The following is a 14,157-nucleotide window of genomic DNA, read 5'->3' as shown; positions in this document are numbered from 1 at the left end:
GCCCGACACGCTCAGTGCGAACGGGTATTAAAGTCACTTCCGCACGTCCACGCGCACATCGGCGCTGAGCCCCGCGATCAACTGGCGCGGGCTCTTTTCGTCGATCGCGATGCGAACCGGCACGCGCTGCGTCACCTTCACCCAGTTGCCGTTGGCGTTCTGCGCCGGCAGCACCGAGAATTCGCTGCCGGTACCCGCGCCGATCGAGGCGACGTGACCGCGCAGCTTGACGCCAGGATAGGCATCGAACGTCACTTCGGCGGCCTGCCCGACGCGCATGTCGGCAAGGTCCGTTTCCTTGAAATTGGCGTCGACCCAGGATTTCGCGTCGGCGACGATCGTGACTGCGGGCAGGCCGGTGACCATCATCTGGCCGACCTGCAACCGGTCGGCCTGGCTGACCTGTCCGCCGACGGGCGCGCGAACCGACGTGCGCGACAGGTCGAGCAGCGCCTTTTCGCGCGCGACGCGGGCGGCGGCGACCTGCGGGTTCTGGCCCGGCACCGCAGCGCCCGAGGCGAGCTTCGCGCGCGCCTCGTTCGCGTCGGCCACCGCCGACTGGTAGGACGCGCGCGCCTGCTCCAGCGAATGCTGCGCCTGTTCGAACCGCGCCCGCGTCGTGAAACCGCGCTGCATCAGCGAATCCTGCCGGGCGTAATCCTCCTGCGCGGCGGCGATGCGATCGCGGGCGGCCTGAATGTCGGCACCGGTGCCGACGTAGCTTGCCTGCAGCGTCTGGACGTTGACCTGTGCGCCGGCGATCTGCGCATCGGCCTGCTCGACCGCGATTGCGTACGGCTGCGGATCGATGCGGAACAGCAGGTCGCCCGCCTTCACCTGCTGGTTCTCGCGCACGTCGACGGACACGATGCGACCCGCGACGTCGGACGCGACCGACACCTTGTCCTGCCCGACATAGGCATTGTCGGTCGACACGTATCGGCCCGACGTCGCGTAGAAATAGCCGGCGACCGCGACGACGATCAGCGGCACGCCGAACATCAGGATCGCGCGCAGCCAGCGGCGTTTCGGCTTGGCGGGGGCATCGACGGCGATCGTGGCGTCGGTCGGAATCTTGGGGTCGGCGTCAGCCATGCGCGGCGTCCTTCGGCATATCGGTCAGGTTGGTACGCACGCGCTCCAGCGCGGCGGTCAATTGGGTGCGGCCTGCGGTGTCCAGGCCGTCGAATGCGGTTTCGAACATCGTGTCGGCGTGCGCGCGCAACTGTTCGAGGACGGGTGTCGACGCATCGGTCAGGAAAATCTGCCAGGCGCGCCGGTCGGCGGGGTCGCGGCGGCGCTCGACCAGTCCCGATTCCTCCAGCCGGTCGATCATCCGGCACAGCGTGATCGGTTCGACCTCCAGCAGGTCGGCCAGCCCGCCCTGATTGATCCCTTCGTTGCGCGACAGGGCGACGAGCGTCTTCCACTGCGCGCGGGTCGCCCCGATCAACCGCGCCCGCTCGTCGAAACGGCGGCGCATCAGGCGCGAGACGTCGCTGATGAGGAAGCCCAAAGCATCGGTCATGTCGCGCATATAATAAGCATACACATCAAAAGCCAGCGTAGTGTGATGGGGGTGGTCCATGGCGAGAGGGTGGACGGGCCCGGTCGGGACGCTATGCGAGCGCGCAGGACTTTCCCCGCTGTCGATAGATGGATGCAGGCCCGTGGCACTTTCCCCGACCGAAACGCGCTTTTTCGACAGCTTCGATGGCGAACGGCTCGCCTACCGCGAGATGGGGGAGGGGCGCGCGGTCGTCCTGATCCACGGCTATTTCAGCGATGCGCAGACCAACTGGATCAAGTTCGGTCATGCCGAGAAGATCGCCGCTCGCGGCTTCCGCGTCATCATGCCGGACCTGCGCGGGCACGGCGAGAGCGCGACGCCGCACGACCTGTCGGCCTATCCGCACGATGCGCTGACGAAGGACGGTCATGCACTCGTCGCGCATCTGGGGCTGACGGAATATGATCTCGGCGGCTATTCGCTCGGCGCGCGCACGACCGCGCGGATGCTGGCAACGGGCGCGACGCCGCGGCGCGTGATGTTCACCGGCATGGGACTGGAAGGCGTGACCGATGCGAGCGGCCGGTCGGACCATTTCCGCAACGTGCTGACCAACCTTGGCCGGCATCCGCGCGGGTCGCCGGCGTTCATGGCGGAGGCGTTCCTGAAGACGACCGGCGGCGATCCGCAGGCGCTGCTCGGTGTGCTGAGCACATTCGCCGACACGCCGGTCGAGGCACTGCGTGAAATCTCCCAGCCCGCGCTGGTGGTGATGGGGCGCGAGGATGACGAGGTCGGGTCGGGCGCCGCGCTCGCCGACGAATTGCCCGACGCACGCTATGTCGAAGTCGGCGGCGGGCACATGAGTGCAGTCACCAAGCCCGAACTCGGCCAGGCGATGGCGGATTTCCTGGCGGGTTGATCCCGACCCACCGGCAGGTGGGTATCGGGATCAGGCGTCCGGCGTGTCCTTTGTGCCGATCGGCTTACCCTCACGCACAGCGTAGAGGATGCCCCCGACCGTCGCCGCGACGGCGGCCACGCCGCCGATGAGTGCCGCGAAGAAATTGCGATCGCCCATCTTTTCGCGGGTTGCGGATACCTTCTTCGCTGGCGTCGACCGCGCGACCGACCGGCGCGCGCCGCTGGCGGCGTCGGACACGCTGTCGGCGGCCCTGCTCGCCTGACGTGATACCTTGGTCACGGCCGATTTTGCCGCCGCCGTGGCGCTCTGAACCGGTTTCGCAGCCACGGTCGTCCGACGCGACGAACCGGTCGACGCGCGCTTGGCCGGGGGCTTGCGCGCAGGCTTGGGCGCCGCTGCCGCCGGGCTTTCGTCGTTGGCCTTTGCTGCCGTCGCCTTGGTCGCGCGCGGGGTCGAGGTGCGGGTCGTCTTGCGCGGTGCCGTCGCGGCCTTGCGGCGCGGCGGCGGGGCGGGAGTCTTGGGCGTGTCGGCCATGGGGTCGCTCCGATCAGGAAATCGTTTCGCCCCCAACGCCTAACTCAGCCGGGGTATCCCGGCAATGTCGTTACCTTACCGGAACGGCGGCTCGCTGAACGCCCGCAGCTTGCGGCTGTGGAGCTTCGGCCCCTCGCGACGCAGTTCCTCGCACGTCTCGATGCCGATCCGCATATGTTCGTTGATCGCGCGTTCGTAGAAGCGGTTGGCCTGACCCGGCAGCTTCAGTTCGCCGTGCAGCGGCTTGTCCGACACGCACAACAGTGTGCCGTAGGGGACGCGGAAGCGATAGCCCTGCGCGGCGATCGTCGCCGATTCCATGTCGATGCCGACCGCGCGGCTGAGCGAGAAGCGCAGCGCCGACTGCGAATAGCGCAGTTCCCAGTTGCGGTCGTCGGTGGTGACGATGGTGCCGGTGCGGAGACGCCGCTTCAGCTCCTCGCCCGACTGGCCCGACACGGTCGCCGCGGCGCGCGCGAGCGCCTGCTGGACTTCGGCGATGGCCGGAACCGGGATTTCCGGCGGCAGCACGTCGTCCAGGACATGGTCATCGCGCAGATACGCGTGGGCCAGCACATAATCGCCGATCCGCTGCGAGGGGCGCAGACCACCGCAGTGGCCGATCATCAGCCAGGCTTCCGGGCGCATGACCGCCAGATGGTCGCAGATCGTTTTCGCGTTCGACGGGCCGACGCCGATGTTGACCAGCGTGATGCCCGTGCCGTCCGCGGCCATCAAGTGATAGGCGGGCATCTGGTGACGCCGCCACGCGCTGCTGTCGCCGGCGATTCTGTCGACCTCGTCCGGCGAGGTGATGACGATTCCGCCCGCACCCGACAGACCGATGAAGCGCGATGCGCTGCCATCCGCGTTCGGTGCCAGCTGCGACGCGCCCCAACGGACGAATTCGTCGACGTAGCGATGGTAGTTGGTGAACAGCACGTACCGCTGGACATGCTCGGGCGGCGTACCGGTGTAATGGCGCAGGCGGGCCAGGCTGAAATCGGTACGCAGCCCGTCGAACAGCGCGAGCGGACGGACGCCGTCGACCGATTCCCACATGCCGTCGGCGATCTCGTCACCGATGTGGGCAAGTTCGGTCGCCGGGAAATGCCGCGCGAGTTCGAGCGCCGACACTTCGTCCAGCGCGAGCGCATGGCCGGGATCGAGGACGTAGGGGAAGGGGATTTCCTGACGCCCCTCGGCCGCCGAAACCTCGACGTCGTAATCCTCGATCAGCAGCGTCAGCTGTTCGATCAGATAGTCGGCGAAGATCGCCGGCTTGGTGACGCTGATCGCATAGTCGCCGGGGGTGACCAGCCGTCCGAACGAGCGGAAGGGGGCGGGGCGATCCGCGCCGGGGCGGAAGGTCAGGCGAATCTCGGGGTAGGCGAACGATCCGTCGAGCCGCGCTTCGGGCGGGGGCGGGGTGCCGTCGGTGAGATAGCGGGTAAGGGCCGATTTCAAACGATCGACCGAGGCGGAATAGAGACGGTCGAGTTCGGCGATAATGGTGGCTGCTTCAGTCATCGAGAAGCGTTACGCCGCACGCGTTACGCTGGCAAGACTGCCGCCGGGGTCCAGCGACCCGCATCTTCCGACGCGGGTCGCGTGGCCGGTTACTTCTTCGCGGGCGTCGACTTTGCGGCGGTCGTCGTCCGCTTGGCGGGCGCGCGGCGCTTCGGTGCGGTCGTGGTCGACTTGGCCGGGGTGGCCTTTGCGGCCGACAGCTTGGTCGCGCCGTAAGCCGCGCCGGCGACGGCGGCGGTGGCACCCGCTGCGATCGCGGCGGCGGTCTTCGGGTTCGCCTTGACGGCCTCGACCGCGGACTGGACGGCTTCGGTCACCGCTTCCTTCGCATTCGCGAACAGCGCCTGGCGGCCTTCGGTCGTAGTGATGTCGTCGTTTTCGGTGATAGCCATGGGATACTCCATTTCGTTACGCGGAGGCATCAACCTTCATGGCTCGGCGTCGGTTCCCCCGACCGGCGGCGCCCGTGAATTCCGCGCCGCCGGCGTCCGACAGGGAAACCGCAAGGCTCACATCTGGTCGAGCATATGTTCGGCAGAGCTTACCTTGAATTCGCCCGGTGCCTCGACATTCAGCTGTTCGACGACGCCGTCGTTGACGACCATCGAGAAGCGCTGCCCGCGCGTACCCATCCCGAACTTCGAACCGTCCATTTCCAGCCCCGTCGCCTTCACGAAATCGGCGTTGCCGTCGGCCAGCATGGTGACCGTGTCGCCCGCATTGCTCGACCCGCTCCACGCGCCGAGCACGAACGCGTCGTTGACCGCGGTGCACGCGATCTCGTCCACGCCCTTCGACTTCAGCGCGTCGGCCTTTTCGACGAAGCCCGGCAGGTGCCTGGCCGAGCAGGTCGGGGTGAACGCGCCGGGGACGGAGAACAGCGCAACCTTGCGCCCGGCGAAGAAGTCGTCGGAGGTGACGCCTTCGGGGCCGTTCTCGGTGGCCTTGGCAAAGGTTACGCTGGGGATGCGGTCGCCAACCTTGATCGTCATGTGCTGTGCTCCTGTCGCGCCGGTGATCGTCCCGATGGGGGACCGGCTTCGCGCCTCATCTGGACGGCGCGCGAAAATTTTCAACCCGCGGCGGTACCCGGGGGCGGCGGTCGATGTTGTTCCCGCCATGCAGAGCGCGTCCTTTCTTACCGGCCGGTTCCTCCTGGCGATGCCCGGCATCGGTGATCCGCGGTTCGAACGCGCGGTCATCGCGATGTGCAGCCATGACGACGACGGCGCGCTGGGCATCGGCATCGGCGCAATCGTCGAGGAACTGAGTTTCCACGACATGCTGGGCCAGCTGGACATCGATCCCGGCGCGACGCCCGACGTGCCGGTGCACTACGGCGGCCCGTGTGAGCGTCGTCGCGGTTTCGTGCTGCATTCGCGCGACTGGACCGGCGCGGACACGGTCGATGTCGCGGGGCGATGGGCGATGTCGGGCACCGTCGATGTGCTGCGCGCGATCACCGGCGGCACCGGGCCGCGCCGCTGGTTGCCCGCACTCGGCTATGCCGGCTGGGGCGAGGGGCAGCTGGAGGACGAGATGCGCCGGACCGGCTGGTTGGACGTGACGGGCGACGACGCGTTGCTGTTCGACACGCCCGCCGACCGCCGCTGGACCGCAGCGTTCGAAGGCGCCGGCATCGATCCGCGGATGCTGGCCGCGACCGGCGGCACTGCCTGACCGCAAGACTTTGGCAACGACCACTGCATAGAGTGGGTGGTCATGACCCTGCTGGCATCCGTCATCGAGTCCGCGACCGCGACCGCCATCGTCTGGACGTTCGGCTTCGCGGTTGTCACCGCGGTCGAAATCGCGCTGCCACGCGAACGGCACTCGCTGGGCGGGCGTGGCGCGGGACTGGTGTTCTGGGCGATCTGGCTCGCGTTCAGCGCAGTCGTCTATGCCGCGTTCCGGGCGATGTGGAGCAGACTCGGCATCCCGCCGCTGGTGACACTGCCGACCGGCCTGCACTGGGCGGGCGTCGCGTCGATCATCGCTGCGCCGATCCTGGGGGCGGTCGTCTACGACTTCTTCTTCTACTGGTGCCACCGCATCCAGCATCGCTGGCTGTGGAAATATCACGCGGTGCATCATTCGATCCGCGAGCTGTCGAGCGTCAACGCCTATCATCACATCAGTGAGCCGGTCGTGCAGATGCTGCTGATCACCGTGCCGATGAGCCTGATCGCGCAGGACGCCGGGCCGGCGGTGCCGGCGATGATGGCGCTGCTCCATCTGCATCTGATGTTCATCCACGCGCCGACGCGGGCGCACCTGGGGCCGCTTGGCCGCTGGGTGGTCGATAACCGGTTCCACCGTATCCACCACTCGCTCGACACGCGGCATTTCGACCGCAATTTCGGCGCGTTCACGACCGTTTGGGACCGGGTGTTCGGCACGGCCTGGATGCCGGAGCGGGGCGAATGGCCCGCGACCGGGATCGCCGAGGTCGACCAGCCGCGCACCCTGCGCGACTGGGTGATGCTGCCGGCGGACTATGATGCGGCGGTCGCGCAAGGGCGGGGGACGCCTGTCGCCGAGACGAACGTGCCGGCGCGCGCCTGACCCACCAACCCCGTTGCCCTCCGCCCGGTGCCTCGTCATGCTGGCGCGGATCGAGCGAGGGAGAGTGTGATGGCAAGGGCGATTCTGACCGGGTGCCTGTTGATCCTGGCCCATCCGGCGCTGGCGCAGGAGGCGGTGCCAGCCGCGGCATCGCCGGTGACCGCGCAGGGCGACCTGTCGGTCACCATCTACAACAACGATGTCGCGCTGGTGCAGGACATCCGCCGCATCGACCTGCCCGCCGGGCGCACCCCCCAGGCTTTCCCCGATGTCAGCGCGCAGATCCGGCCCGAGACGGTGTCGCTGAGTGCGGCCGACGCCGCGATCGTCGAACAGAATTTCGATTATGACCTGCTCAGCCCGACCAGCCTGATGGAAAGCGCGGTGGGCGAGACGCTGACGCTGGTGCGCACCAACCCGTCGACGGGAGCGGAAACGCGCGAGCGGGCCAAGATCCTGGCGGTCAACGGCGGCGTCGTGCTCCAGATCGGCGAGCGGATCGAGGTGCTGCGCGACGACGGCCTGCCGGTGCGCGTCGTGTTCGACCGGATACCCGCCAACCTGCGCGCCCGCCCGACGCTGTCGGTCACGCTGGCGAGCGAGCGGGGCGGCGCGCGCCCGGCGACCTTGTCCTACCTGACGCGGGGGCTTGGCTGGCAGGCCGACTATGTCGCGCTGTTCGACGACAAGACGGGGACGATCGACGTCCAGGGCTGGGTGACGTTGCGCAACACGACCGGTACGACCTTCAACGCCGCGCGCACGCTGCTGGTCGCGGGCGATGTCGCTTCGGCCGATGGCGAACAGGGTTACGGCATGGTCCGTCCGCGGCCGGTGCGGCGCGCGCCGCTGCGCCAGGCCGGCACCGAGACGGGGACCCGCGAACAGCTCGGCGATTTCTACCTCTATCCGCTCGCCGAGCGCACGACGATCGCCGACAAGCAGACCAAGCAGGTCAGCTTCCTCGACGTGAAGGGGGCGGCGGCGACGTCGGGCTATGAATTCGTCAACAGCTGGCTGAATTCGGCGCGCGAGCCGGTGAGTGCGGGATCGATGCTGCGCTTTGCCAATTCGCGCGGCGGGGGCTTGGGCGATGCGCTGCCGGCCGGGACGGTCCGCGTCTACGTCCGCGACCAGCGGGGCCAGGCACAGTTCACCGGCGAGAATACCATCGGCCACACGCCGCAAGGCTCGCGCATCGCGCTGCGCACCGGGGATGCCTTCGACGTGAAGGTGCAGCCGGTGGTCGAGGAGCGGACGCAGCTCGGCACCAGCCGCTGGCGCACGCGGATGCGCTACACGATCACCAACGCGCGCCCGCGTGCCGTTACGGTCGACGTGGTGCAGGGCGGGCTGGACTGGGGCTTCGCCGACACGCGCATCGTGCAGGAAAGCCAGAAGAGCCAGCGGAACGATGCGGACGCGACCGTCTGGCAGGTCGCGGTCCCGGCCAACGGCCAGGCGGTCGTCACTGCGACGTTCGAAACGCGGTACTGATGGTCTGGCTTGCCGCCCTGCTGTTCGGTGCGGCGCAGGTCGCGGCCGAGCCGCCGGTCGTCCGCGCGTCGGCGCCCAGCGACATCGCGGTGACGATGTACCGCGATCCCTACCGCGGGCGCGACGGCGCCATCGACGCGCGCAATCCGAACGGCTTTGCGCTGATTACCGAAACCCGCACGGTGCGCCTGGCTGCGGGGGAGTCGACCGTCCGCTTCGAAGGGGTCGCCGACGGGATGATCCCGGTCAGTGCGGTCATCGACGGGCTGCCCGGCGGCACGGTGGAGAAGAACCGCGACGCGCGGCTGCTGTCGCCGGCGTCGCTGGTCGACGGGACGCTCGGGCGGCGGGTGACGCTACGGCGAACCGACCGCGCGACGGGCGCCGTGCGCGAGGAACAGGCGACGATCCTCGCCGGCCCGACCCCCGGTATCGTCCTGCGCACCACCGCGGGGATCGAGACGCTGCGATGCAGCGGCCTGCCCGAGAAGCTGGTCCATGCCGGCGTGCCGCCCACGGTATCCGCCGATCCGGTGCTGAGCGTCACCACGCGCAGCCCGCGCGCCGCGAAGGCCCGAGTGACGCTGTCCTATCTGGCGACCGATTTCGACTGGGGCGCGAGCTATGTCGCGACGCTACGCCCCGACGGCAGCGGGATCGACCTGTTCGCCTGGATGACGCTGGCCAACGCCAATCGCCAGGGGTTTCCCGCCGCACGCGTCAACGCCGTCGCGGGCCGGCTGGAGCGGCGCTTCCTGCGCCAGTATCGCGCGGCTGTTCCCGCCCTGTCTCTGCGTTGCTATCCGCTGGGGACGACGACGTCCGACCTGCCCGAATATGAAGCGGAGGATGCGGACGAGATCATGGTCACGGGCAGCCGGATGATGATGGCGGAGGCAGTGTCGGCGCCACCCCCGCCGCCACCGCCCGCTCCTCCACCGCCCCCGCCGCCGCCGGAGGATCTGGGCGACCTGAAGCTGTATCGCGTGCCCGAACGGGTGTCGGTCGCGGCGAACCAGCAGAAGCAGGTCGCGTTGCTGCGCCGCGACGCCGTGCGGGTCGAGCGCGTTTATGCCGCCCGGCTGTTCCCCGGCGCCGCCGCCGCTCGGCCGACCGCGATCGAACTGCGGATGGCGAATGACGCGGCCGCCGGGCTCGGCGTACCGCTGCCCGCGGGCACCACTGCACTGTACGGGACACGCGATGGCGCGCGGGTGCTGCTCGGGCTCGGGCGGCTCGACGATATCGCGGTCGGGGGCAAGGTGTGGATCGGTGCGGGTGCCAGTACGCAGGTGATGGTCGAGCAACGCTTCGCCGCTGGTGCCGGAGCGGTGACGGTGACCAACGCGAACGCGCAGCCCGCCACGGTCGAGGTGCGGCTGGGGGCGGCGGGTGACACGTCGCTGCGGGATTTCTCCGCGGATGTCGCGCGGGTCGATGGGGTGTGGACATGGCGGGCGACGGTGCCGGGGCAGGGGACGGCGGTGTTGTCGTATCGGGTGGAGCAAGCTGGAGCGGCGGCACGGAAGTGAATTTCGTGCCTTTGCGTCGGACGGCGCTGTGGCGCCGCCGGCCGGCCGCCGGGGCGGCACGTCGCTGCGCTCGGGCCGTCCGGGCGGCATATAAAGAATCCTTTATATTTGCCTTTTCTGCGCGTTCCGGCTAACGGCGCGGCCATCCTATCAGTTTCGGAGACTACCCAAGTGGCAACCGCCCCCGCGACCCGCGCGAACGATTACGTCATCGCCGACATCAGCCTCGCCGAATTCGGCCGTCGCGAGATCGACATCGCCGAAACCGAAATGCCCGGCCTGATGGCGCTGCGCGAGGAATTCGGTGCATCGCAGCCGCTGAAGGGCGCGCGCATCACCGGTTCGCTCCACATGACGATCCAGACCGCGGTGCTGATCGAGACGCTGACCGCGCTCGGCGCCGACGTCCGCTGGGCGACCTGCAACATCTATTCGACCCAGGACCACGCCGCCGCCGCGATCGCCGCGACCGGCGTGCCGGTGTTCGCGATCAAGGGCGAGAGCCTGGCCGATTACTGGGACTATGTCGGCGACATCTTCAACTGGGGTGCCGATGGTGACGGCACCACCGCCAACATCATCTTGGACGACGGCGGCGACGCGACGATGTTCGCGCTGTGGGGCGCCAAGCTGGAAGCCGGCCAGACGATGGGCGAGCCGGAGAACGACGAGGAAGTCGAGTTCCAGCGCGCGCTGAAGGCGTTCATCGCCAAGTACCCGGGCTATCTGACCGAGACCGTCAAGAACCTGAAGGGCGTGTCGGAAGAGACGACGACCGGCGTGCACCGCCTGTACGAGATCGCGAAGAAGGGCGAGCTGCCGTTCCCGGCGATCAACGTCAACGACAGCGTCACCAAGTCGAAGTTCGACAACCTGTACGGCTGCAAGGAATCGCTGGTCGATGCGATCCGTCGCGCGACCGACGTGATGCTGGCCGGCAAGGTCGCCTGCGTCGCCGGCTTCGGTGACGTCGGCAAGGGCTCGGCCCAGTCGCTGCGCAACGGCGGCGCCCGCGTGCTGGTGACCGAGGTCGATCCGATCTGCGCGCTGCAGGCCGCGATGGAAGGCTTCGAGGTCGTGACGATGGAGGAAGCGGTGACCCGCGCCGACATCTTCTGCACCGCGACAGGCAACGCCGACGTCATCACCGCCGAGCACATGGCGGCGATGAAGCCGATGAGCATCGTCTGCAACATCGGCCACTTCGACAGCGAGATCCAGATCGCCGCGCTGTCAAACTACGACTGGACCGAAGTGAAGCCGGGCACCGACCTGGTGAAGTTCCCGGACGGCAAGCAGATCATCATCCTGGCCAAGGGCCGCCTGGTGAACCTGGGCTGCGCGACCGGCCACCCGTCGTTCGTGATGTCGTCGTCCTTCACCAACCAGACGCTCGCCCAGATCGAACTGTGGACGGCCGGGAGCAAGTACGAGAACAAGGTTTACGTCCTGCCCAAGCACCTCGACGAAAAGGTCGCGGCGCTGCACCTGGAAAAGCTGGGCGTGAAGCTCAGCAAGCTGACCCCGAAGCAGGCCGGCTACATCGGCGTGCCGGTGGAAGGCCCGTTCAAGCCGGATCACTATCGCTACTGATCGGGTTCCCGATCGAATGACAGGCGGGGCGGGGAGGCACAGGCTTCCCCGCCCCGTTTTCGTTGCCGCGCTCACCGGTTGGCGACGCGCGACGACGGCCATTGGCGGGGCGATCTTTCGTCCTTAAGAGCCGTGCGATGATCGCGATCACGACCACCACAGCGGTACTGGCAGGGGCTGTCCTGGCGCTGTTGATCGCCGGCGCGGTCTGGGCGCTCTATACCGGCTTGGCGGCGCGCGGCGAGGCCCGGTTGCTGACCGAAGAGAGCAGCCGCAGCGGGGCCCTGCTCGGTACCGGGCCGGCGCAGGCGGCGATCGTGCGCGGTGACGGGCGGGTCGAGCTGCCCCAGCGGATCGCCGATTGGTTGGGGCTGTCGGGCGCGCCGCGATACCTGACCGACCTGGGCAATGCCAGCGAAGGCCTGCCGCAGGGCGAACTGGATGCCCTGTCCGCCGCGGTGCTGGCGGCGCAGCGGGCGGGCAAGCCGTTCCGCATGAGCGTCGTCGCGCGTGGGGCCTCGTGCCGGCTGTCGATCGTCGGCGTGCGCGCGCCGGAGGCAGCCCTGGCGCCGGGCGGCGTCGTGCTGTGGTTTTCCGACCAGACCGACAGCGAGGACGAGATCGTCCGGCTGACCGGCGAAACGCAGGAGCTGCACGACGCGTTCGAGGCGCTGGCCGGGCTGATCGAAGCCGCGCCGATGCCGATGTGGTACCGCGACCGCGACCTGGCGCTGGCAATGGTCAACACCGCCTATGTCGAGGCGGTCGAGGCGCCCGATGCGCGCACCGCGATCGACCGTGGGCTGGAACTGGTCGAGGGATCGGGCATGGGCGGGCCGCTCGCCAACGCGGCCATCGCGCGCGACACCGCCCGGCCGCAGATGGCGGCGGTGCCCGCGACGATCGCCGGCGCGCGGCGGATGCTGCGCGTCCATGACGTCCCGCTGCCGACGGGCGGCGTGGCGGGCTTTGCGGTCGATATCGACGAGTTGGAGCAGGCGCGCGGCGGCATCAAGCGGTTCGGCGAGGCGCAGCGCGCGATGCTCGACCGGCTGTCGGCCGGCGTCGCGCAGTTCGCGCCCGACCGCAGCCTGATCTTCTGCAACCAGCCGTTCCGCCGCATCTTCGGGTTGCGCGAGGAATGGCTGCGCGATCGCCCCGAATTCGACCGCGTGCTGGAGCGGATGCGCGAGGCCAAGCGCCTGCCCGAGGTCCGCGACTTCCCGGCGTGGAAGAACGAGCGTCGCGGCTGGTTCCTGTCGCCCGAGGCGGGCCAAGAGGAAAACTGGCATCTGCCGAGCGGGATGCACCTGCGCGTCGTGCCGCAGCCGCTGCCCGATGGCGGGCTGGTCGTGGTGTTCGAGGATCGTACCGAACAGGTCCAGCTGGCGAGCGCGCGCGACACGCTGCTGCGCGTGCGGACCGCGACGTTCGACAACCTCTACGAAGCGCTGGGCGTGTTCGCCGCGGACGGACGGTTACAGATCTGGAACCAGAAATTCCGCTCGCTGTGGGGGTTCGAGGAGGAATTCCTGGCTGGCCACCCGCGCGTCGATGCGCTGGCCAAGGCCGCCGCGCCCAAGCTGGAGAACCCGCGCAGCGCGGAGGTCATCGGCGACCTGGTGCGCTCGGCGACGGTCGACCGGCTGAACCGTGCCGGGCGCTTCGCCTTTGCCGACGGGCGGCAGTTCGAATTCGCCGCGGTGCCGCTGCCCGACGGCAACGCGCTGTTCACGATGCTGGACGTGACCGCCAGCCGCCGCGTCGAGCGCGCGCTGACCGACCGCAACGAGGCGCTGGAAGCGGCGGACCGGGTGAAGACCCAGTTCGTCGCCAACATGAGCTACGAACTGCGCACCCCGCTCACGTCGATCAAGGGCTTCGCCGAGATGTTGCACGGCGGCTATGCCGGCGCGATGACCGAGGCGGGGACGGGTTACGCCGAGGCGATCCTGCAATCGGTCGATCGCCTGTCGGCGCTGGTCGACGACGTGCTCGACCTGACGCAGGAGGATGCCGGGGCCAAGCGCGGCCAGGTCGATCTGGAATTGCTGGCGCGCGAGGCGGTCGAAAGCATCGCAGGCGAGGCCAAGGCGAAGCGGATCGCGCTGGCGGTCGATGTCCTGGGCTCTGCCGGCCGCGTGACCGGCGACCCGGTGCGGTTGCGCGAGTCGGTCGAGCATCTGCTGCGCCACGCCATCGCCGGCACCCGGCCCGAGGGGCGCGTGCTGCTGCATATCGACGGGACGGACGGCCGGGCGCGGATCGTCGTGTCCGACGACGGGCCGGGCATGAGCAAGGACCAGGCGGCAAAGGCGTTCGACCGCTTTGCCCATCACGGCATCGCGCGCGACGGCGAACGCGCGCTGGGGCTGGGCCTGCCGCTCGCCAAGCGGTTCGTCGAAGCGCACGGCGGCACGATCGCGCTGGTCAGCGAGCCCGGGCAGGGGACGCTGGTGACGATCGAGTTG

Annotated in this window: 13 protein-coding genes; 7 read left to right on the top strand and 6 right to left on the bottom strand. The window is 68.9% G+C overall.

What is annotated here, in order from left to right; translation table 11 throughout:
- Nucleotides 1-33 precede the first annotated feature (33 nt).
- Nucleotides 34-1,095, bottom strand: a complete 1,062-nt coding sequence (locus tag ASE86_RS10255) for an HlyD family secretion protein (RefSeq protein WP_056425528.1) — start codon at nucleotides 1,093-1,095, stop codon at nucleotides 34-36.
- Nucleotides 1,088-1,528 carry a MarR family winged helix-turn-helix transcriptional regulator gene (locus ASE86_RS10250; protein WP_056426998.1) on the bottom strand — a complete coding sequence of 147 codons (441 nt, stop codon included), beginning with the start codon at nucleotides 1,526-1,528 and terminating at the stop codon, nucleotides 1,088-1,090. Before ASE86_RS10250 ends, ASE86_RS10255 begins: the two co-directional genes overlap by 8 nt.
- Before the next feature lie 142 nt (nucleotides 1,529-1,670).
- Between ASE86_RS10250 and ASE86_RS10245 the strand changes: the two genes are divergently transcribed.
- Complete coding sequence (locus ASE86_RS10245; protein ID WP_056425527.1) at nucleotides 1,671-2,432, top strand: alpha/beta fold hydrolase; 762 nt, start codon at nucleotides 1,671-1,673, stop codon at nucleotides 2,430-2,432.
- Between the two features lie 30 nt (nucleotides 2,433-2,462).
- Here ASE86_RS10245 and ASE86_RS16005 read toward each other — a convergent pair whose 3' ends face one another.
- From ASE86_RS16005 to ASE86_RS10225, 4 genes are all read right to left on the bottom strand, one after another.
- Nucleotides 2,463-2,969: a hypothetical protein gene (locus tag ASE86_RS16005; protein ID WP_056425524.1), complete on the bottom strand. Its 507-nt coding sequence runs from the start codon at nucleotides 2,967-2,969 to the stop codon at nucleotides 2,463-2,465.
- A gap of 75 nt (nucleotides 2,970-3,044) precedes the next feature.
- Nucleotides 3,045-4,499, bottom strand: a complete 1,455-nt coding sequence (locus tag ASE86_RS10235; protein WP_056425521.1) for an AMP nucleosidase — start codon at nucleotides 4,497-4,499, stop codon at nucleotides 3,045-3,047.
- Between the two features lie 89 nt (nucleotides 4,500-4,588).
- The gene (locus ASE86_RS16315; protein ID WP_200911503.1) at nucleotides 4,589-4,891 is read right to left on the bottom strand and encodes a hypothetical protein; all 303 of its coding nucleotides are present in this window, start codon (nucleotides 4,889-4,891) and stop codon (nucleotides 4,589-4,591) included.
- Between the two features lie 117 nt (nucleotides 4,892-5,008).
- Nucleotides 5,009-5,491, bottom strand: a complete 483-nt coding sequence (locus ASE86_RS10225; protein WP_056425516.1) for a peroxiredoxin — start codon at nucleotides 5,489-5,491, stop codon at nucleotides 5,009-5,011.
- Nucleotides 5,492-5,618: 127 nt separating this feature from the next.
- On the opposite strand from ASE86_RS10225, the gene ASE86_RS10220 reads away from it, so the two are divergent.
- From ASE86_RS10220 to ASE86_RS10195, 6 genes are all read left to right on the top strand, one after another.
- Complete coding sequence (locus tag ASE86_RS10220) at nucleotides 5,619-6,179, top strand: YqgE/AlgH family protein (RefSeq protein ID WP_056425513.1); 561 nt, start codon at nucleotides 5,619-5,621, stop codon at nucleotides 6,177-6,179.
- 42 nt (nucleotides 6,180-6,221) lie between these two features.
- A complete protein-coding gene (locus tag ASE86_RS10215) occupies nucleotides 6,222-7,064 on the top strand; it encodes a sterol desaturase family protein (protein ID WP_056425510.1) in 843 nt (280 codons plus the stop codon).
- A gap of 69 nt (nucleotides 7,065-7,133) precedes the next feature.
- The gene (locus tag ASE86_RS10210) at nucleotides 7,134-8,561 is read left to right on the top strand and encodes a DUF4139 domain-containing protein (protein WP_200911502.1); all 1,428 of its coding nucleotides are present in this window, start codon (nucleotides 7,134-7,136) and stop codon (nucleotides 8,559-8,561) included.
- The gene (locus ASE86_RS10205; protein ID WP_200911501.1) at nucleotides 8,561-10,093 is read left to right on the top strand and encodes a DUF4139 domain-containing protein; all 1,533 of its coding nucleotides are present in this window, start codon (nucleotides 8,561-8,563) and stop codon (nucleotides 10,091-10,093) included. Before ASE86_RS10210 ends, ASE86_RS10205 begins: the two co-directional genes overlap by 1 nt.
- A gap of 171 nt (nucleotides 10,094-10,264) precedes the next feature.
- The gene (gene ahcY, locus ASE86_RS10200) at nucleotides 10,265-11,686 is read left to right on the top strand and encodes an adenosylhomocysteinase (protein WP_056425507.1); all 1,422 of its coding nucleotides are present in this window, start codon (nucleotides 10,265-10,267) and stop codon (nucleotides 11,684-11,686) included.
- A gap of 137 nt (nucleotides 11,687-11,823) precedes the next feature.
- A partial coding sequence (locus tag ASE86_RS10195; RefSeq protein WP_056425504.1) for a sensor histidine kinase occupies nucleotides 11,824-14,157 on the top strand: 2,334 nt, incomplete at its 3' end.

Origin of the sequence: Sphingomonas sp. Leaf33 (assembly GCF_001421785.1) — a bacterium.
Classification (GTDB): domain Bacteria; phylum Pseudomonadota; class Alphaproteobacteria; order Sphingomonadales; family Sphingomonadaceae; genus Sphingomonas.
Note: the sequence above shows the minus strand (reverse complement) of the source record. Positions and strands in the feature narration are given on the sequence as shown.